Source organism: Methylorubrum aminovorans, assembly GCF_022179725.1.
Lineage (GTDB): Bacteria > Pseudomonadota > Alphaproteobacteria > Rhizobiales > Beijerinckiaceae > Methylobacterium > Methylobacterium aminovorans.
Window position 1 is genome coordinate 90,555 of record NZ_BPRC01000010.1, and the last position, 18,001, is coordinate 108,555.

The window sequence follows — 18,001 nt, forward strand, 5'->3', positions numbered from 1 at the left end:
TCTCGTGCATCGACTTTTTGCCGAAAGCCGGCGGCCACTTTTCGGGACGATGCGCGAGCCGTTCGTCAATCGGATTTGCGGCTGCAGCGGATGTAATTCGCTTGGCCCTTGCCGCTGCTCCAGGTGAGGCGGTCATGCTCGACGAGGAGGCGGACCTGGGAGGTCCAGCGGCGGCCGCGCTCGCTGCAATCGGCGGCCATGGTCCAGGCGCTGCCTTCGCGGCGGTTGTTGCGGAAGCGGCAGACGGTGCGCCCGGCCTTGGCGCCGTCCTCCGTGATGGTGGCGGGCAGGAAGCCGCGGCGGCGCTGGCGCTGGCCGCAGGCGACCGGATTCGGTCCCCAGATGCCGACGAAGGCCGCCCGCTCCACCAGCGGCGCTGCGGGCCGCGGCTCGGCCGGGGCGACCACGGTGTCGAGCGGCGGGGCAGGTGCCGCGACCGTCAGCACCCGCGCCGGGGGGTTGGCAGCGGGCGTGGCCGGCCGCTCCGGCTCGGGTAGGCGAACCTCCGGCACGTCGATCCCGTCGGCGGCGGCAAGCCGGGTGTGTCCGGCGGGTGCCGCAACCGGCCCGTCATCGGTGAGCACCACCAGCGTGTAGGCGAACAGGGCACCCCAGCCCGCGGCGAGGACGACAGGGATCACGAGACGTCGCGACAGGGCGGTAGCGGGAGCCTCCCGCGTCGCGTCCTTCCCGTCCGCGTTGTGACCGTCGTCCGCCATCGCCGTCTCGCCGACCGTCCCTTGCGTCTCTGCTCCCGACATCGTCATCCTAGCGTCCGAAAATACCTTTCAGGAAGCAGAACCTGCCGGCGCAGTCGATTTGTAAGCCTAGGAGTCAGGATAGACTCCCGGAATGCGGCAGAGGCACGGCAACCCCTTCCCGGCGCAAGCGGAACCTGCCATGGTCAAGCTTGGCGGCCGCAACCGGCCGTCGGCCGTACCCGCGTGATGAAACCTGTCACCCTCGCCGTTCTCGGCTCGGCATTGGCGCCCCTGCTGACGTCGCCCTTCGCCCTTGCTCCCGCCTTCGCCCAGTCGCGCACGCAGACGGCGCGGCCGACCTGCGCGGAGGCGATGGCCGTGGTGAAGGCGGAAGGCGCGGTGACGCTCGGCTTCGGCGGACGCCCGCCTGAGCGCTTCGTGCGCGACCGCAGCTTCTGCGAGATCACCGAGATTGCCGAGCTGCGCTTCGTCCCCACCCGCGACAACCCGCAATGCCCGATCGGCTACCGCTGCCGCGAGCCGGATTACGGCGACTGGAACTGGGACGCGAACTGATCGCGACGACGACGCCCTTCGAGAAATCCTGCCACGGTGTCGCACCCGACCACCCGCGACGCTGGTGAACGGCGGCTCCGGCCCGCGACATGACCGAAATTTCACGTGACAGGTGCGGCTCCGCGCCACGTTCTCGCCACGACGGATGGCCAGGGGCGCGGCATTCGGCGATTGAACCCGTCCGCCGGCACGTTCCCTCCGTCAGGGGTGGGGCTGGGCCGGCGCAGCGAGAAGGAGTGACCCGCGTGGCCGCATTCAAGAGCAGGCTCGGCATCCAGGCCGTGCTCACCGCGCTCTTCGCGCTCCTGCTGCTGGCCCTGCCGGTCATCGTGCCGGGGATCCCGAGCCCACCGCTCTACGTCTCGCTCGCGGGCTTCGCGATGGCGGGCATCCTCGTCGCCGCGAACAACCTCTCGGCCTATCTCAAGATTTTCGTCTCGGTCTACGGCATCGGCTACCTCGTTCTGGCCGGCGCCAAGACGCTCGCCGCCATGGGTGCACTGCCCGCCACCGTCGCGGCGCTGCTGCCGCCGGATTTCGCGGCGACCGGCTCGGTGGTGTTCGGCGGCATCGTGCTCGCGATCTCCTATTGGAAGCCGATCCGCGACATCACCCTGATCGCCGACCCCTATTTCGCCAGCCACGACAAGCCGAGCCGGGAAGTCGGCATGTTCCGCCGCTTCGGGCGCACGGAAGGGCAGATCGGCCGCAACCTCGTCGCGCTGTCGATCTTCGTGAACTTCGCCGATGTCGCGCTGACGCTGCGGTTCAACTTCTTCTATCGCGACATGTACAATGCGCTGCAGGAGTTCGATGCGGCGGCCTTCTGGTATCAGCTCGGCTACATCTTCGTGCCGCTGGCGATCCTCAACGTCGTGATCGGCATGATCGACATCTACGTCGATTCGGGACTGCAGCTGCGCTGGCGCACCTGGCTCACCCATAACCTGTACGAGCGCTGGCTGGGGAAGGGCACGCATTACCGCATTCCGTTCGTCGACGAGCACGCCGACAACCCGGATCAGCGCATCCAGTCGGACGTCAACAACTTCATCGCCCAGACGACGACGCTTTCGACCCGGCTGCTGTCGCAGGCCGCGCAGCTCGTCTCCTTCATCGTCATCCTGTGGACGCTCTCGCGCGACTTCGTGCTGCCCTTCACCGACACGGTGATTCCGGGCTTCCTGGTCTGGCTGGTGATCGCCTACGCAGTGGTCGGCACGTGGCTGACCCACCTGATCGGCAAGCCGCTCATCGGCCTCGACTACCGGCAGGAGCAGGTCGAGGCGGATTTCCGCTTCGCGCTGGCCCGCAACCGCATCTACTCCGAGCAGATCGCCCTGCTGCGCGGCGAGCGGGCCGAATCCTCGCGGCTGGCCACCCTGTTCCACGCCATCGTCGACAACTACGTCGGTATCATCTTCCGGCGCATCAAGCTGATCGCCTTCACCTTCAGCTACCGGCAGGCGAGCACGATCTTCCCGCTCGTCATCGCCGCGCCGTCGTTCTTCGCCAAGAAGATCACCCTGGGCGCCCTGCAGCAGACCTCGAACGCCTTCAGCAACGTTCAGAATTCGCTGAACTTCTTCATCAACTCCTACACCATCCTCGCCGCCTACAAGGCGAACACGATCCGTCTCGGCTCGTTCAAGCGGGCGATGACCAAGGCCGAGGCGCTGGCGGGCGCCGGCTACGGCCTCGCCAACGGCAACGACACCGCCGGCGCCGTGACCGCCCGCGACCTGACACTGGCTCTGCCCGACGGCCGCGAGATCGTACAGGCATCCTCGTTCGAACTGCCCAAGGGCAGCGCGACGCTGGTCGCCGGCCCCTCGGGCTCGGGCAAGTCGACCCTGTTCCGGGCGATCGCCGGGATCTGGCCGTTCGGCAAGGGCCGGGTCGATGTGCCGGCCGGGCAGTCGGCGCTGGTCCTTCCGCAGCGGCCCTACCTCCCGCTCGGTTCGCTGCGCGGCGCGGTGGCCTATCCCAACACCATCGATCACTTCTCCGACGAGGCGATCCGCGAGGCGTTGCTCGCCGCGCGGCTGCCGCAGCTCGCCGACCAGCTCGACACGGTCGATAGCTGGGACCGGCGCCTGTCGGGCGGCGAGCAGCAGCGGCTGGCCATCGCCCGGGCGATCCTGGCCAAGCCCGATTGGCTTTTCCTCGACGAATCGACCGCGGCGCTGGACGAGGAGACCGAGGCCGAGATCTACCGGATGCTGCGCGAGACCCTGCCCGGCACCACCATCGTTTCGATCGGCCACCGCTCAACCCTGAACAAGTTCCACGACCGGCGCGTCGAGATGAAGCCGGCGAGCGAGGGCCGGTTCGAGCCGCGGATGTCGGCCATGCCGGCTCCGGCGGAGTAGGGGCGCCGCATCGCGATCGGAGGTGGTGGCCATACCAAATCCGGTTGATCCCTTCGGGATGGCGGATTTGGCTTCGCTCATGCGCCGCGCAGGCTTGCTGATCCGATCTCCGCTTTGATCAAGCGGAGATCGGATCAGACGCCCGCCGCCTCCAGAACCCCCTCGACCATGCCATCGTAGCCGGCGCCGAACAGGCGCCGATGCACCAGGGCCGGCCAGAGCTTGTAGATCGGCGCCCGCTCGGCCGCGCCGGGCTCGAGCGTCCCGTAGGCCGCGTGGAAGGCGGGACCGGGACGGCCGAACAGGCTCAGCATCGCCAGATCGACCTCGGCATGGCCATGATAACAGGCCGGGTCGATCAGCCCCGAGACGCGCTCGCCCGCGTAGAGGACGTTGCCGCCCCAAAGGTCGCCGTGGAGCAACGCGGCGCGGGGCCGCTCCGGCAGGCGGTTGGTCAGGTCATCCGCCAGCCGCTCGACCCGCCGGAAGAGGGAAGCGGGAAGGTGGCCGGCATGGCAGAGCAGGCGTCGCTCCCTCCAGAAGGCGGGCCAGTCGTCGCCCCAGCCGTTCTCGATGGCCACGGAACCGAAGGCGTAATCGGCGTGCCAGCCGTAGCGCGGACCCTCCGTCACGTGCAGACGGGCAACGACCCGGCCGAGATCGGCCTCGGCTTGCTGTCCGGTGCCCGTCGCGGGCAGGCATTCGAGCACGAGCACGGTCTCGTCGGCGGCGAGCACCGCGGGCGCCGGTGCGCCGCTCGCGGCGATCGCCGCGAGCATCCGGGCTTCCTCGCGCGGTGCCGGCCCGGACTTCGCCACCACGTCCCGCCCATCCGCCAGCCTGAGGCGAAGGCATGGGGAGAGGTCGCCGCCCGCCATCGGCCGAGCCTCGGCGACGGGGACGCCGAGCAACTCCGCCGCGCGTCGGGCAAGCGCGTTCATTCCGGCCCTGCGAGCCGGCGGGCCAGCGCGCGGGCGCCCGCGGTGACGTCGGCCCAGGTGGTGTCGAAGCCCTCATCCGCGCCGTAATAGGGGTCCGCGACGGGCTCGCCCTCGCGGCCCGGCACATGGTCGAGGAGCAGGCTCAACGCGGCCCGCGAGCCGGCCGGCCGCAGGCCGCGCAACTTGGCGAGGTTGGCACGATCCAGGGCGACCACGTGGTCGAAGCGCGCGAAATCACCCGGCGCGACCTGACGCCCGCGATAGCCGGAGATGTCGATGCCGTTCGCCCGCGCCACTGCGATCGCCCGAGGGTCCGGCGGCGCGCCGACATGCCAGTCGCCGGTGCCGGCGGAATCGACGGCGACATCGAGCCCGATCCGCTCCGCCTCCCGCCGGAAGGCGGCTTCGGCGAGCGGCGAACGGCAGATGTTGCCCAGGCACACGAAGAGGACGGCGGGCTTGTGCGGCCCGCTCACGCGGCGTCCTCACCGAGCGGTCGCGTCGCCGCCTCCAGCCAGTCCCGCGTCGAGCGATCGAGGTCGGGCGACAGGGTCGCGCGCACCCGCGCGTGGTAGGCGTCGAGCCAGGCGGTCTCGGCCGGACCGAGCAGCACGGGATCGATCAGCCGACGGTCGAGGGGGGCGAGCGTCAGGGTCTCGAAGCCGAGCATCGGCCGGTCGCCGCCGGGAATGGCGCGGGTCTCGACCAGGATCAGGTTCTCGATGCGGATGCCGTAGGCGCGGCTGCGGTAGTAACCGGGCTCGTTCGACAGGATCATGCCGGGCTTCAGCGGCACCGTGCCGGTCTTGGCGATGCGCTGCGGCCCCTCGTGGACCGAGAGAAAGGCGCCGACGCCGTGGCCGGTGCCGTGGTCGTAATCGAGCCCCGCCTCCCACAGGCTGATGCGGGCGAGGGCGTCGATCTGCGCCCCCGTCGTCCCCTCGGGAAAGACCGCGCGGGCGATGGCGATGTGGCCTTTGAGCACACGGGTGAAGCGGTCGCGCATCTCCTCCGTCGGCGTGCCGACCGCGACGGTGCGGGTGATGTCGGTGGTGCCGTCGGCGTACTGCGCGCCGGAATCGATCAGGAACAGTTCGCCCGGCTGCGCGGTGCGGTCGGTGGCGCGGGTGACGCGGTAATGGACGATGGCCCCGTTCGGACCCGAGCCGGAGATGGTGGGGAAGGAGACGTCGCGCAGCCCGCCGCCCTCACGGCGAAAATCTTCCAGCGCCTCGACGGCGGCGATCTCGCTCACGCCCTCGGCGGCGGCGCGGTCGAGCCAGGCGAGGAAGCGCGTCACGGCCAGCCCGTCGCGGTGATGGGCAGCGCGGGTGCCGGCGATCTCGGCGGCGTTCTTGACCGCCTTCATCGCAGTGATCGGATCGGCACCGACATCGGCGACGCCCCCGGCCGCCTCCACTCGATCCTTCAGCGCCGCGGCACCCGTCGCCGCATCGAGCCGCACCCGCGCGGCATTCTTGCAGAGACCCGCCAGATCCTCGGCGAAGGCGCTCCGCGGGCGGAGATCCGCCAGCGGTTCGAGAGCCGTGCGGAGGTCGGCGTCGATCGCCTGCGAGGTGAGGTAGAGCGCGGCCCGCCCCTCGCGGGGGACGAGCGCGTAACCCAGCGCCAGCGGCGTGTGCGGGATGTCGGCCCCGCGCAGGTTGAAGGCCCAGGCGAGATTGTGCGGATCGGAGATGACGAGGGTGTCGATCCCGCCCTCGGCCAGCGCCGCGCGGATGCGGGCGAGTTTTTCCGGCACCGTCTCGCCGGCCAGATCGTCGGGATGAGCCACGACACGGCCGGCCGGCGGGCGGGGCCGCCCGGCCCAGACCGCGTCGACGAGGTTGTCCGGCAGGGGCCGCAGCGACGCGCCCGCCTTCAAGGCGGCGCGTTCCAGGCGAGCCACGCCGTCGGGCGTGAGGAGCCAGGGATCGTAGGCGAGGGTCTGGCCGGGCTTCAGATGCGTGCCGAGCCACGCCTCCGGCGTCGTCTCGGCGAGCGGCACGACGGTAATCGTGCCCGTATCGACTTGCTCCGGTGCCTGGAGGGTGTAGCGACCATCGACGAACAGGGCGGCCTCGTCGGCGAGCACGACCGCCAGGCCGGCCGAGCCGGTGAAGCCGGTGAGCCAGGCAAGCCGCTCGGCATTGGCGGGCACGTACTCGGATTGATGCTCATCGGCCCGCGGCACCACGAACCCGTCGGCGCCGATCTCCCGCAGGGCGGCGCGCAGGGCCTCGATCCGCTCGGGCCCCTTGGCGTGGCTCGGATCGTCGAAGGTCTGGAAGCGGGGAGGCGTCATGAGGCAAAGGGTTACGCTGGCTCAAGAGAGCCGACAACCATGCGGCACTCAACTCCCCCGCAGGAGATCCGAACGATCCTGCCTGGGACCGAAGACCCGCAGGACGACCACGTCGCCCTCCGAGATGTCGCTCTCCGGCTCGACTTGGTAGAGGATACGATAGCTGCCTGCGCCGGCTTCCCGAACGCCATCGTGTTCGCCGAACGGCCAGCGCAGCGGAGCCGTGCGAAGCTCGAGGATCACCACACGGATCTGCCTCAACCGCTCTGCGGCCCTTCTGCCGGCACCCGGCTGCCTCAGCCATCGCCGCGCGGCCTCGATGTCGAGTGCCGCTTCACGCGACAGGATCAACCTGCGGGGCAAAGGCACGTCAGCCGTCGGCGAGAGAAATCTTCAGGAGCGATCGCTCGTCGGGCGAGCCGTCGGGATCGGAAGCGGTTCGTCGCTCTCGATCATTCGGTCGAGCCAGGCTTCGACCTCGCAGTCCGGCACGACGTTTCCATGGGCGACCGACTCACGCGCCTGTGCAAGCAGGGCCCGCTCGCGGGCAAGGCGCCGCCTATCGACTTCGGCGGACAGGTTCTGAGCATCGGCCCGGTTCGGAACGCTCATCGTCATCTCTCCACGTCACCATCCTAACCGATTGCGCGAGAAAGATCAGCGCGGGCGCGCCGCCGCCCCGCCCCGGCGCAGCACCAGCGTCGCCCAGCCCTCGATCACGCCGGAGCGGGCGAGGTGGAAACCGCGGTGTCGGTAGGTCGAGAGCACGCCCGGCACGTCGCGCTCGATCAGGCCGGAGAGGATCAGCACGCCGTCATCGGCCACCACGGCGGTGAGCGAGGGCGCGAGCCGCTTGAGCGGACGCGCCAGGATGTTGGCGAACACCACGTCGAAGCCGCGGGGCCGGTCGGCGAGCCCGTGGCGCACGCCCGGCGCGTGGTAGAGGCGCATATAGGGCCCGAGCCCGTTGAGGCGGGCATTGCCGCGGGCGGTGGTGACCGCCTCGGGGTCGAGGTCGCCGGCGATCACGGGCGTGCGGAGCGCCTTGGCGGCGGCGAATCCCAGGATGCCCGTGCCGGTGCCGACATCGAGCACGCGAGCCGGGCGCCGCCGCTTCAACTCGTCGACCAGGGCCCGTAGGCAGCCGAGCGTGGTGCCGTGGTGGCCGGTGCCGAAGGCGAGCGCCGCCTCGATCTCAATGGCGAGATCGTTGGCCCGCACCTGATGCCGGTCGTGGCCGCCATGGACGAGGAAGCGGCCGGCGCGGACCGGCTTCAGTCCCTCCAGCGAGGCACGCACCCAATCCTGCTGGTCGATGGTCTCGAAGACGGCCTCATCCGCCTGTGCGCCGAGCATCGGGCGGATCAGTTCGCGGATCATCTCCGCGTCGGGCTCCTCCGAGAAGTAGGCCTCCAGCCGCCACGCGCCGGTCTCCTCCACCTCGAAGGCGGCCACCGCCGTCTCCATCGGGTCGAACATCTCGCCCAGCAGCTCGGTCATGGCGCGAGCGGAGGGCTCGTCCGTGAGCAGGCGCAGGACGTGCGTGGGTCGGTGCGGCGGCAGACCTTCGAGCATGGAGCGCCCTCTACCACTCGCGCGCTTCGAGAGCCACGGTCTTCACGTCCGCCCGATCTCGATTCAGGAGGCGGCGAACGGCGCGGCTCAAACAGCACAGGCAAGACAAACCCTGATTAATCCACAGGCATAATGTTTGATTTCTAGACGAAATAGGCGGAACCGGAGACGAAAGGCGGCGTTCAAACCGTCCGAAGCGCCTCGAGCCTGCCCCTCGTCGATCTCCCGATCGGCGGGGCCATGCCCGGTTGACGGACCTTGCGAGGGGCGCTTCCCGTGCCGTTCATCATGCGCCCTCGAGTGCCTATCGCGTCATGACACCCAGATCCGTCCGCCGCCGTTCGCCCGTCGTCGTGAAGCGTGAGCCGCGGCCCGACCGCGGTCGCCCCACCCGGGCGGACATCCTCGCGCCGGGCGCCCTCGAAGCGCCGTTGCCGGGCTCGCTGCTCGTGCTGCTGAGCCGGCTCCACCGCGCCGAGGTCAAGCCGACCCCGGACTCCGACTCCGTCGTCTGAACCCGGCGAAGCATCCGCGGGAACCGCGTCCGCTCGGGCACGCTTCTGTTCCCGCGTCCTCCGGCCCGGCGACGCGCCGGGCGGGCCCGCATCGAGAAAGGATCGGTCGATGGCCGTCGTGTCGAGCAAGATCTTCGAAGAGGGCAAGGCCGCGAAGGCGATGGGCCGGCCCGATTCCGCAAACCCCTACGAGGCCGGTTCGCAGGAAAGCCTGGACTGGCTCGAAGGCTACACCGCCGACGAGCCCGAGCCGTCCGCCGCCGGCCCGGACGAGGACTGATCGGCGCCCCCTCGACGCGCAGAGGGCATGGCTGCATCGACCGGCCCCGGCTAGAATCAGGATCGCGCCCTCGCGACGCCGCCCCTCATGGCAGAGGTGGCGTCACGGGATCGGCGCGATCGTGGCCGGATCGTTCGAGGGGGATCAGCATGTCGGCGCCGCACCTTCACTGGACCCGCCGCGCCGGAATGGCCGGCCTGCTGCTTGCGCTCGCGGCTTGGTCGTCGCCGGGTTCCATGGCCGCCCATGCCGCGGACGAGCCCATCGTGGTCTTCGCCGCCGCCAGCCTCAAGAACGCCCTGGACGAAGCCAGCGCCGCCTGGGCCAGGGAGACGGGCGGGACGAGCCGGATCTCCTATGCCGGCTCCAACGCGCTGGCCAAGCAGATCGAGGCCGGCGCCCCGGCCGACCTCTTCATCTCCGCCGACCTCGCCTGGATGGACTACGCCGAGAAGAACGGCACGATCCGCGCCGACAGCCGCGTCAACCTCCTGCGCAACGCCATCGTCCTCGTCGCGGCCAAGGGGTCCGGCCAGCGCGTGACCCTTGAGCCCGGCATCGACCTCACCGCCGCCCTGGCCGGCGGTCGGCTGGCCATGGGCAACGTCGATGCGGTGCCGGCCGGCAAGTACGGCAAGGCCGCGCTCGAGAAGCTCGGCGCCTGGGACCGGATGAAAGGTCAGGTCGCCCAGGCCGAGAACGTGCGTGCGGCCCTGCTGCTCGTTTCCTGCGGCGAGGCGCCGCTCGGCATCGTCTACGCGACGGATGCGGCGAGCGACCCCGGCGTCGAGGTCGTGGCGACCTTTCCCGCCGACAGCCACCCGCCGATCGTCTACCCCGCCGCGCTGACGCGGGATGCGGCCGGCGCGACCCGGGCCGCCTCCTTCCTGAGCTTCCTGCGAAGCCCCGCCGCGCGCCCGATCTTCGAGCGCCAGGGCTTCGTCGTCGTCGGCGCCGAGAAGCGCTCCTGAGTTAACAGGGGCGGTGGCCAACCAGCCCCGCTTCGCGCGGATCAGGAGGCGAGGGCGCGCTCCAGTTCGCTCTTCGTCATCTTCGAGCGGCCCGGAATGTCCTGCTTGCGGGCGCGCTGCATCAGCTCCGCCTTGGTCGAGCCGCCCTTCTCCGACGTCTTCCTGTCCGACGTCTTGCCGGTCTTACCGCCCGTCTTGCGGGCGGAGGCCGCCTTCTTCGCCACGTCGGCGGGTTGCTTCGAGTGCTGCTGGCCCTTGGCGGAGTCGGCGCGCTTCTTGGCGGTCGAGCGCTTGTATTCCGAGTCGGAAAGTTTCTCGCGCGCCTTCTTGGGCAGGTAGCGCTCGCCGGTCTTGCCGCTCTCCTTGCCCGATTTCGTGCCCCACTCCTCGTCGGTCCACTGCTTGAGACTGTTGTCGTCGGACTTCTTGCCGGCGTAGCCGCCGCCCTCCTTCTTGTATTCGCTGGTGGCCATCTGCGCCTTGCGGGCCGACCATTGTCCGGGCTTGCCGCCCTTGGACGACTGCGTGACCTCTTTCTTCACCTTGTCCCAGAGCTTCGGATCGGTCTTCTTTGCGGCGCCTGACATGGTTTTCGCCTCCTGAGCGACATTCGGCTGTCAACAGAACCCGTCATCGTCAGTTCCGGCCGCGCCGAACCTGTCCAAGGACAAAGATCCGCGAGGGCGGCCGAGGGAAGCGGATGCAGGGTTTGCCGGGGGCGTTGACAGGGGAAGACGAAGCTTCCACCTCCGCGCCACCGACGAACCGCGCCGCCGGCGGCGCCCCGCATCCGGGACGCGCTGCCCGCCCTGTGTTTCAGAATGGCCCGGATCAGGGCCGAACGAGGATTGTTGCGATGTCCGACGGCGTCAGCGCCCCGAAGGTGTTCATCGATGGCGAGGCCGGCACCACCGGACTCGGCATCCGCGAGCGCCTGGAGCGCGAGGGCAGGGTGCGTCTCGTCAGCATCCCGCATGAGAGCCGGAAGGATGCCGGCGCGAAGCGGGCGATCCTCGAAGAGGTCGATCTCGTCGTGCTCTGCCTGCCCGATGAGGCCTCCCGCGAGACCGCGGCGCTCGCCGACAGCCTGCCGGACGGTGGCCCGAAGCTGCTCGACGCCAGCACCGCCCACCGCATCGCGCCGGGTTGGGTCTACGGCTTTGCCGAGATGGCGCCGGAGCAGGCCGAGGCCATCCGTGCCGCGCGCCGCGTCGCCAATCCCGGCTGCTACCCGACTGGGGCGATCGCGTTGCTGCGCCCGCTCGTCGAGCGTGGCCTGATCCCGTCGGATCATCCCGTCAGCATCAACGCGGTGAGCGGCTATAGCGGCGGCGGCCGCAGCATGATCGAGAGCTACGAGCGCGGGGAGGGGGCCCCGTTCCAGCTCTACGGGCTCGGCTTCGGCCACAAGCACCTGCCGGAGATCGAAGCCTATAGCCGGCTCACACGGCGGCCGATCTTCATCCCCTCCGTCGGCAACTTCCGGCAAGGCATGCTGGTCAGCATCCCGCTCCATCTCGGCGCCCTGCCCGACCGCCCGAAGCCGGGCGATCTGGAGGAGGCGCTGGCCGATTGGTACGCGGACACCCCGCTGGTGAAGGTCGTGCGCGGCGCGGAGGAAGGCGCCCATCGCGAGCGCATCGAGCCGGAAGCCCTCAACGACACCGACCGGCTCGAACTGAGGGTCTTCGGTTCCGACAATCACGGCCAAGCCGTGCTGGTCGGCCGCCTGGATAATCTCGGCAAGGGTGCCTCGGGAGCGGCGGTGCAAAATCTTGGTCTGATGCTCGGTCTCGACTGAGCATCTCTCACAAAGCTCCCATCGCGCTGTTGTCGACAGAGCGAGAACGGTCGTGACTGGGCGCTTCGTAGAGCACTTAGAGCCTCGGACCCTTGCTCGACCGAACTGAGCCCGACATCGGCCGCCGCACGCAGTGTCGGAATCCCTCGCACTGACATCACGCACCACCGTCATCACGCGTCGCAGAAGCGAGGCGGCGCAAGCAGATGCGCGGAGCATCCCACTTCACCAACACTCCCTCGCGGTCTTTCAAGCATGCGCAGCGCTTCAAGTTGCGGCAGATCTCGGACCGTCTGATCGGGACCACCGTTGCGCAGGTTTCCGGAGATGCCTTTTCAGGAGCAGAACTCTCCGATCAGCCACCAAACGGCGGTCCCGGCACTCTTTTCCGCTCTATAGGCAGCCAGCCTTGTACTTCCGCCCTGTCAAGGTGGATCTCCGGCTCTGCAACGCCGGGCCAAAACGTTTTGCTCGCCCCAAACCTCTGGCACATCCGGTTCAGCCCTAAGGCAATCCACAGAAAATACGTAGGCGTGCGGCTGGGTGTCGCAATCATACCGCGCTTTACGCGGCCGTCTCGTTACATTGGGTTTCGTACAGATCGGCCAGCTACGGCGACGGTAAAACCGCTTGGCCAAGCGAATTCTCAACCTGTTGATTCAACATCATTTTCCGCAATACGGCAGACACATTCTTAACATATGCAATATTTCATCCGACTCTTTCGGCTTAACCGCAAGGTAGACACAATCGTTTTTTTCGCAGTGACACATCGCAGATTTTTCCATTCGAGCTGCATAGAAACACGCGCTACGTTCCATTCCGTTCGACATGATTGCGCTCGAATTCAACCATGATGACTTGCCCCTTAGCGGCTCTGAGCTTACCGTCTTCCAGGTAATCCTCCCGCACAGAAGATCGCACCATGGAACCCAGTGAACAGGATGCGGAAACGGCCCGCCTCGTTACCCTTACGGCCGATGTCGTTTCTGCCTATGTCAGCAACAACCACGTCCAAAGCGCCGATCTTCCGAAACTTCTCGGAGAGGTGCACGAAGCGATCCGCTCGGTAACCCTCAGCGGGCGGCCTTCCACCGAGACCGGGCCGCCCAAGGCGACGCCGCAGGAGATCCGCAAGTCGATCAGCCACGACTTCCTGGTCAGCTTCGAGGACGGCAAGCCTTACAAGACGCTGCGCCGCCACCTCACCCTACGCGGCCTCTCGCCGGAGCAGTATCGGGCGAAGTGGGGCCTGCCCAACGACTATCCGATGACCTCGGCGAGCTATTCCGAGCAGCGCTCCGAGCTGGCGCGTGCCCTCGGACTGGGTCAGCAGCGTCGCCGGGTCGCGGAGCCGGAGGCAGCGCCCGAGCCGGTGGCCGCCGAGCCGGAGCCCGCTCCGGAGAAGAAGCGCCGCGCCCCGCGCCGCAAGAAGGAAGCACAGGCCTGAGGTCGGATCGGCCCGAATGGTATGGTCTCCGCTCGATCAGAGCGGGGAGCGGTTCGGCAAGCCCGCACGACGCTTGAGGAGGAAATCCCATCGCGCGGGCGCGATGGGATCTCGCCGAAGCCAAATCCGCCATCCCGAAGGGATCAGTCGGATTGGGTACGACGCGGGCTCGGCGCCGCCAGACGCACGGCCTTCGTCGCGCCGTCGTGGCGGGGTCCGGATCTCTCAACGATTTCGGCGTCCGCTTCATCCGCGGGCGCCCACGGCACCTGCCCTGCGCCGGGATCGATTGAGGCCGCGTCATCGAGCCGGCAAACGCTCCCTGGGAGGGCGTCTGCCGATGGTCTGGGCACAAAAGCGGATTGCGGCCGAAGAGGTCGGGTCGGTCGCGCTTCTGTTTCGCGAGCAGGCGGCCTCCTTCGATCCCTCCCGCCGCATGCTCCTCGTCAGCGTGGACGAGGAGTGGCCGATGGTCCGTCTCTGGGTCTGCGTTCCCGAAGCGGACCTGCTGAAGCCCTATTACGGCTTCACCCTCTGCACCCGCGCCGACCTTCCCCTGGCATCGACCCTCTTGGCTGGCTGCCCGGATCAGTTCGGGCGCGTCCTCCAGGGCTGATCATCCCCCCGGACGGTGGCCAACGGCTCTCCCAAGCCGAATGTAGCCCCGCGCCGGCCCCTAAACCGTCCGCCGCGACGGGGTGAGCCGCACACCCGGCGCCGGGCGCTCCAGCAGAACCTCCCGCCGAAATCGTACAAGCCGGGCCGGACGGCCGGCATTGCCGCTGGTCAGCGCCTCGGTCTCCTCGACGAGGCCCTGCTGCGCCACGAGGCGGCGGAAGTTCTGCTTGTGCAACCGCGTGCCGGAGAGCGCCTCGACCGTGCGCTGAAGCTGAAGCAGGGTGAAGGCGGGCGGCATCAGCTCGAACACCACCGGGCGATACTTGATCTTGCCGCGCAGGCGTCCGATCGCGGTGGCGAGCACCCGGCGATGGTCATGCGCCATCGGCTGGCCGGTGATCGCGAGGTCGTCGGGCACGGCGGCGCCGTTCTGGCCGCTGGCCTCGGGGATCAGGCCGGCCTCGAACAGCAATTCATAGCGCTCCAGCACCCGCTCCTCGTTCCAGGCACCGCCGATGCCGAAGCTGAGACCGACCCGGTCCTCGCGCAGGCGCCGGAGCTTCGGGTCGGTGGCGGCAGCGACCCAGGCCATCAGGCGCGGCTCGATTTCGGCGAGCGCCGGGGGTCGGCCTTCGCGAAAATCCTCCCAGGGCAGGTAGCGGTACCAGTTGCGCCACGCGGCCTCCGCAAGGCCCGCCGGGCGCAGCTCGCGCACGAGCGCGAGGTAGGCCACGGAGAGCAGATGCACGCCGTGCTGTCCGTCCTCCCGGTCGCGGTCGCCGAAGGTGTAGAGCTGTTCGACATAGCCGAGGCGCTGGTGGGTCTGCTGCTCGACCCAGGCGCGCAGGCCCCGCTCCAGCGTGGCATGCTCGGGCACCAGAGGCCCTGCGGGCAGGGCGGTCTCGCGGCCCTTGGCCTGCCCCCCGACCTGAACGGTGAGCGCGCGCGGTTCCCCGTCCGTTGCCGCGACGATCACGGCGACGAGCCCCACCGAGGACGCGCTGGCGTCGCGCATCCCCGCATCCGCCACGGCGGCGGTCACATCCGGTTCGGCCGTGCTCATGCGTTCGTCGGCCTTGAGCCCCTGTCCTCGGGCCTTCCTCGGCGGCGAAAGCGGTTCCGCCCCACCGCCTCGCTCTTGCCGGATCGGCCCCTTCATCGTCAACGGAGGCGACGGCCTCATCCGCAGCCGAGTACGGTCACGGTCGCCGCGGGGGGCCGATCCTGCTAGACCGAAAGCAGGATCACCGAAGGAAGCGGCCATAGGAAGCGTCGATGGCGCTCGGATGGCAGATGCTCGAACGGGATCGGGGGGGCAGCATGAGCATCGGGGCGGGGCAAGAGAGACGGCAGGACGCGGGGCTCGGCTTAGCCCGGCCGTCTGCAGGCATCGCGGTGGACCTGCGCCTCTACGGCATCCTCGATACCGGCGTGCTCGGCGACGATGCGGCGGCGCTCGCCGCCCTGGCGGCGGAGGCCGTGGCCGGAGGCGCCACCCTGCTCCAGTACCGCGACAAGGACCTGACGGATGCCCGCGCGGCGCTGGCGCGGATTCGGGCGATCCACGCCGCGGTCAACGGCCGCGCGCCGCTGCTGGTCAACGATCGGGTCGATCTCGCCCTCGCAGCCGGCGTCGAGGGCGTGCATCTCGGCCAATCGGATCTCCACCCGGAAGAGGCGCGCCGCCTGCTCGGACCGCGCGCAATCATCGGGCTCACCGTGAAGACCGGCGCCCAGGCCGACGAGCTCTACCGGCTGCCCATCGACTATGCCTGCATCGGCGGCGTCTTCGCCACCGCCAGCAAGGACAACCCGGATCCGCCGGTCGGCCTCGACGGGCTGCAGCGGATCGTGTTCCGCGCCCGGCTCGCCCGCGGCCAGGCCCTCCCGCTCGGTGCGATCGCCGGGATCGACGCCAGCAACGCGGCCTCCGTGATCCGGGCGGGCGCCGATGGGGTGGCGCTGATCGGCGCGCTGTTCAAGGGCGGCGCCACCGAGGCCAAGGCACGGGATCTGCGTGCGCGGGTCGACGAGGCCCTCGGGCAGCGCGGCAACGCGGGGATGCGCTAGAGCATCGTCCCGAAAGGTTGTTGCTGGCTTTCGGAAAACGATGATGCACAAACAACGCGATGGAGCATCGTCGCGAAAGGTGTCCGACACAAAAAGATCGACGACGGGAGACGCCCATGACCGCCATCGCCCTGACCATCGCCGGCTCTGATTCGAGCGGGGGCGCCGGCATCCAGGCCGATCTCAAGACCTTCGCGGCCCTTCGCGTCTACGGCGCCAGCGTCGTCACCGCTCTGACAGCGCAGAACACGACGGGCGTGCAGGCGATCCACGACGTACCCGCCGATTTTGTCGCCACGCAGATCGACTCGGTGTTCGCCGATCTCGCGGTGGGTGCGGTGAAGATCGGCATGCTCTCGCGGCCAGAGACGATCCGGGCGGTGGCCGAGGGTTTGCGGCGGCACGCCGCCGGCATTCCGGTGGTGCTCGATCCCGTCATGGTCGCCACCAGCGGCGATCGGCTGATCTCGCAGGAAGCCGTCGAAACCCTGCGCAGCGCGCTGATGCCGCTGGCGACCGTCGTCACGCCCAACCTGCCGGAGGCGGCGACCCTGCTCGACGAGGCGGAGGCCGGACACGAGAACGAGGCGGTGGGCCAAGCCCGCCGGCTGCTGGGGCGCGGGGCGCGGGCGGTGCTGATCAAGGGCGGCCACGGCGAGGGCCGCGAGAGCGTCGATCATCTCATCGCGGCCGACGGGACCCTGCGCCGGTTCGCGGCGCCGCGCATCGAGACCCGCAACAGCCACGGCACCGGCTGCACCCTCTCGGCAGCCGTGGCGGCCGGTCTCGCCCGCGGGCAGGGCCTCGCGGAGGCGGTGGCAGGGGCGAAGACCTACGTCACGGCGGCGATCCGCGCTGCCGATTCCGTGCTCGTTGGCCACGGCCACGGTCCGCTCCACCATTTCCACGCGCTCTGGCAGTAGTTTCGCGCTCCGGCCATCACTTGGCACCGGGATGAAACCTGGTCCTCGCCGTCGATTTGCGTTTGACAGATCAAACGCTCGTTCGGATAACGGAACGCCTTTCAGTGCCCCGCCCACGATTTCGTGATCCGATCCGCCCGTGAAGGTGTCTTCGGCGCGGAGGGTTTGGCGGGCACTCTCAGCGGACCGACGTGATGCAGGACATAGCGGCAAGCCTCGAACGCGGACGGCCGAAGGATCTCGCCAGCGGCGCGCAGGTGCTCTCGGGCCAGCTCGGCAAGACGATCCAGCGGCTGCGCAAGGCCTACAACCTCTCCCTCTCGGAACTCGCCGAACAGTCCGGCGTGGCGAAGTCGATCATCAGCCAGATCGAGCGCAACGAAACCAATCCGACGCTGGCCACGATCTGGCGCTTGAGCCAGGCGCTCGACGTGTCGATCGAGCGGGTGCTCGCCACCTCCGACGAAGAGCCCTTCATCGAGCGCTTCTCCCGCGCCGACACCCCGCGGCTCGTCTCCGACGACGGAAAGGTGCGGCTCGCCATCATCGGCTGGATCAAGACCGTCGAGTGGCTGCAATGGTACGACGTCACTGCCGATGCCGGCGGCGTGCTCGAATCCGACGCGCATCAGCGCGGCTCGGTCGAGTCGCTGTCGGTGCTGGAGGGCAGCTTCGAGGTCGAGGTGGCCGGCGAGGTCCAGCGGGCCAATGCCGGCGAGACCCTGCGCTACCGCTGCGACCGCCCGCACAGCATCCGCTGTCTCGGCGACGAGCCGGGCCGGGCGACGATGGTGGTGATCATGAAGGCCGCCGTGATGGAGTGATCCGGCCACGGCGCGATCGGTTCGATCGACCGGTGCCACCCTCGTCCCGCATGTGGGGAGGGAGGCATCCCGGCAAGGC

20 protein-coding genes are annotated in these 18,001 nt (G+C 69.2%); 11 read left to right on the top strand and 9 right to left on the bottom strand.

What is annotated here, in order from left to right; genetic code table 11:
- Window positions 1-65 precede the first annotated feature (65 nt).
- A complete protein-coding gene (locus tag MFF24_RS15295) occupies window positions 66-767 on the bottom strand; it encodes a hypothetical protein (protein ID WP_373322698.1) in 702 nt (233 codons plus the stop codon).
- 180 nt (window positions 768-947) lie between these two features.
- Between MFF24_RS15295 and MFF24_RS15300 the strand changes: the two genes are divergently transcribed.
- Both MFF24_RS15300 and MFF24_RS15305 read left to right on the top strand, forming a co-directional pair.
- Window positions 948-1,277 carry a hypothetical protein gene (locus tag MFF24_RS15300; protein ID WP_108943099.1) on the top strand — a complete coding sequence of 110 codons (330 nt, stop codon included), beginning with the start codon at window positions 948-950 and terminating at the stop codon, window positions 1,275-1,277.
- Between the two features lie 245 nt (window positions 1,278-1,522).
- Window positions 1,523-3,649 (top strand): ABC transporter ATP-binding protein/permease, encoded by a 2,127-nt coding sequence (locus tag MFF24_RS15305; protein WP_133091339.1) that lies wholly within the window; start codon window positions 1,523-1,525, stop codon window positions 3,647-3,649.
- A 134-nt stretch (window positions 3,650-3,783) separates the two neighbouring features.
- On the opposite strand, the gene MFF24_RS15310 is transcribed toward MFF24_RS15305, so the two are convergent.
- From MFF24_RS15310 to MFF24_RS15335, 6 genes are read right to left on the bottom strand one after another with little or no spacing between them, the layout of a single operon-like run.
- A complete protein-coding gene (locus MFF24_RS15310) occupies window positions 3,784-4,590 on the bottom strand; it encodes a fructosamine kinase family protein (RefSeq protein WP_238225315.1) in 807 nt (268 codons plus the stop codon).
- Window positions 4,587-5,066: a low molecular weight protein-tyrosine-phosphatase gene (locus tag MFF24_RS15315; protein WP_108942187.1), complete on the bottom strand. Its 480-nt coding sequence runs from the start codon at window positions 5,064-5,066 to the stop codon at window positions 4,587-4,589. The genes MFF24_RS15310 and MFF24_RS15315 overlap by 4 nt, the downstream gene beginning before the upstream one ends.
- On the bottom strand, window positions 5,063-6,895 hold the full coding sequence (locus tag MFF24_RS15320) for an aminopeptidase P family protein (RefSeq protein ID WP_238225317.1): 1,833 nt from the start codon (window positions 6,893-6,895) through the stop codon (window positions 5,063-5,065). The genes MFF24_RS15315 and MFF24_RS15320 overlap by 4 nt, the downstream gene beginning before the upstream one ends.
- Window positions 6,896-6,943: 48 nt before the next feature.
- On the bottom strand, window positions 6,944-7,264 hold the full coding sequence (locus MFF24_RS15325; protein WP_238225332.1) for a type II toxin-antitoxin system RelE/ParE family toxin: 321 nt from the start codon (window positions 7,262-7,264) through the stop codon (window positions 6,944-6,946).
- Between the two features lie 24 nt (window positions 7,265-7,288).
- Window positions 7,289-7,507: a hypothetical protein gene (locus tag MFF24_RS15330; RefSeq protein ID WP_133091335.1), complete on the bottom strand. Its 219-nt coding sequence runs from the start codon at window positions 7,505-7,507 to the stop codon at window positions 7,289-7,291.
- A 45-nt stretch (window positions 7,508-7,552) separates the two neighbouring features.
- Window positions 7,553-8,470: a 50S ribosomal protein L11 methyltransferase gene (locus tag MFF24_RS15335; protein WP_238225334.1), complete on the bottom strand. Its 918-nt coding sequence runs from the start codon at window positions 8,468-8,470 to the stop codon at window positions 7,553-7,555.
- Between the two features lie 314 nt (window positions 8,471-8,784).
- Here MFF24_RS15335 and MFF24_RS15340 point away from each other — a divergent pair, with 314 nt between their 5' ends.
- From MFF24_RS15340 to modA, 3 genes are all read left to right on the top strand, one after another.
- A complete protein-coding gene (locus MFF24_RS15340) occupies window positions 8,785-8,985 on the top strand; it encodes a hypothetical protein (protein WP_238225336.1) in 201 nt (66 codons plus the stop codon).
- Between the two features lie 109 nt (window positions 8,986-9,094).
- Entirely contained in the window at window positions 9,095-9,265 is a 171-nt protein-coding gene (locus MFF24_RS15345) for a hypothetical protein (RefSeq protein ID WP_238225338.1), read from the top strand.
- A 149-nt stretch (window positions 9,266-9,414) separates the two neighbouring features.
- The gene (gene modA / locus MFF24_RS15350; RefSeq protein ID WP_238225340.1) at window positions 9,415-10,236 is read left to right on the top strand and encodes a molybdate ABC transporter substrate-binding protein; all 822 of its coding nucleotides are present in this window, start codon (window positions 9,415-9,417) and stop codon (window positions 10,234-10,236) included.
- 41 nt (window positions 10,237-10,277) lie between these two features.
- On the opposite strand, the gene MFF24_RS15355 is transcribed toward modA, so the two are convergent.
- Window positions 10,278-10,823, bottom strand: coding sequence for a hypothetical protein (locus tag MFF24_RS15355; protein ID WP_238225342.1), 546 nt, complete (start codon window positions 10,821-10,823; stop codon window positions 10,278-10,280).
- Between the two features lie 269 nt (window positions 10,824-11,092).
- On the opposite strand from MFF24_RS15355, the gene argC reads away from it, so the two are divergent.
- From argC to MFF24_RS15370, 3 genes are all read left to right on the top strand, one after another.
- Entirely contained in the window at window positions 11,093-12,037 is a 945-nt protein-coding gene (gene argC / locus MFF24_RS15360) for an N-acetyl-gamma-glutamyl-phosphate reductase (RefSeq protein ID WP_238225344.1), read from the top strand.
- Between the two features lie 925 nt (window positions 12,038-12,962).
- On the top strand, window positions 12,963-13,487 hold the full coding sequence (locus MFF24_RS15365; RefSeq protein ID WP_133091330.1) for a Ros/MucR family transcriptional regulator: 525 nt from the start codon (window positions 12,963-12,965) through the stop codon (window positions 13,485-13,487).
- A 340-nt stretch (window positions 13,488-13,827) separates the two neighbouring features.
- Entirely contained in the window at window positions 13,828-14,103 is a 276-nt protein-coding gene (locus MFF24_RS15370) for a hypothetical protein (RefSeq protein ID WP_238225346.1), read from the top strand.
- 60 nt (window positions 14,104-14,163) lie between these two features.
- Here MFF24_RS15370 and MFF24_RS15375 read toward each other — a convergent pair whose 3' ends face one another.
- Window positions 14,164-15,168, bottom strand: a complete 1,005-nt coding sequence (locus tag MFF24_RS15375; protein WP_238225348.1) for an NUDIX hydrolase — start codon at window positions 15,166-15,168, stop codon at window positions 14,164-14,166.
- A gap of 257 nt (window positions 15,169-15,425) precedes the next feature.
- Between MFF24_RS15375 and thiE the strand changes: the two genes are divergently transcribed.
- From thiE to MFF24_RS15390, 3 genes are all read left to right on the top strand, one after another.
- Window positions 15,426-16,175 (top strand): thiamine phosphate synthase, encoded by a 750-nt coding sequence (thiE, locus tag MFF24_RS15380; protein WP_166060929.1) that lies wholly within the window; start codon window positions 15,426-15,428, stop codon window positions 16,173-16,175.
- Between the two features lie 116 nt (window positions 16,176-16,291).
- Entirely contained in the window at window positions 16,292-17,098 is an 807-nt protein-coding gene (thiD, locus tag MFF24_RS15385; RefSeq protein ID WP_238225350.1) for a bifunctional hydroxymethylpyrimidine kinase/phosphomethylpyrimidine kinase, read from the top strand.
- Window positions 17,099-17,292: 194 nt separating this feature from the next.
- Window positions 17,293-17,922, top strand: a complete 630-nt coding sequence (locus tag MFF24_RS15390; protein ID WP_108942164.1) for a helix-turn-helix domain-containing protein — start codon at window positions 17,293-17,295, stop codon at window positions 17,920-17,922.
- Window positions 17,923-18,001: the final 79 nt, after the last annotated feature.

Bases quoted from the DNA above. Each gene is read 5' to 3' on its own strand.
- MFF24_RS15375 (WP_238225348.1), bottom strand. From the start codon at position 15,168: ATGAGCACGGCCGAACCGGATGTGACCGCCGCCGTGGCGGATGCGGGG.
- MFF24_RS15390 (WP_108942164.1), top strand. From the start codon at position 17,293: ATGCAGGACATAGCGGCAAGCCTCGAACGCGGACGGCCGAAGGATCTC.
- MFF24_RS15330 (WP_133091335.1), bottom strand. From the start codon at position 7,507: ATGAGCGTTCCGAACCGGGCCGATGCTCAGAACCTGTCCGCCGAAGTC.
- MFF24_RS15340 (WP_238225336.1), top strand. From the start codon at position 8,785: ATGACACCCAGATCCGTCCGCCGCCGTTCGCCCGTCGTCGTGAAGCGT.
- argC (WP_238225344.1), top strand. From the start codon at position 11,093: ATGTCCGACGGCGTCAGCGCCCCGAAGGTGTTCATCGATGGCGAGGCC.
- MFF24_RS15370 (WP_238225346.1), top strand. From the start codon at position 13,828: ATGGTCTGGGCACAAAAGCGGATTGCGGCCGAAGAGGTCGGGTCGGTC.
- MFF24_RS15365 (WP_133091330.1), top strand. From the start codon at position 12,963: ATGGAACCCAGTGAACAGGATGCGGAAACGGCCCGCCTCGTTACCCTT.
- MFF24_RS15310 (WP_238225315.1), bottom strand. From the start codon at position 4,590: ATGAACGCGCTTGCCCGACGCGCGGCGGAGTTGCTCGGCGTCCCCGTC.
- MFF24_RS15300 (WP_108943099.1), top strand. From the start codon at position 948: ATGAAACCTGTCACCCTCGCCGTTCTCGGCTCGGCATTGGCGCCCCTG.
- thiE (WP_166060929.1), top strand. From the start codon at position 15,426: ATGAGCATCGGGGCGGGGCAAGAGAGACGGCAGGACGCGGGGCTCGGC.
- MFF24_RS15345 (WP_238225338.1), top strand. From the start codon at position 9,095: ATGGCCGTCGTGTCGAGCAAGATCTTCGAAGAGGGCAAGGCCGCGAAG.
- modA (WP_238225340.1), top strand. From the start codon at position 9,415: ATGTCGGCGCCGCACCTTCACTGGACCCGCCGCGCCGGAATGGCCGGC.
- MFF24_RS15335 (WP_238225334.1), bottom strand. From the start codon at position 8,470: ATGCTCGAAGGTCTGCCGCCGCACCGACCCACGCACGTCCTGCGCCTG.
- MFF24_RS15320 (WP_238225317.1), bottom strand. From the start codon at position 6,895: ATGACGCCTCCCCGCTTCCAGACCTTCGACGATCCGAGCCACGCCAAG.
- thiD (WP_238225350.1), top strand. From the start codon at position 16,292: ATGACCGCCATCGCCCTGACCATCGCCGGCTCTGATTCGAGCGGGGGC.
- MFF24_RS15355 (WP_238225342.1), bottom strand. From the start codon at position 10,823: ATGTCAGGCGCCGCAAAGAAGACCGATCCGAAGCTCTGGGACAAGGTG.
- MFF24_RS15295 (WP_373322698.1), bottom strand. From the start codon at position 767: ATGACGATGTCGGGAGCAGAGACGCAAGGGACGGTCGGCGAGACGGCG.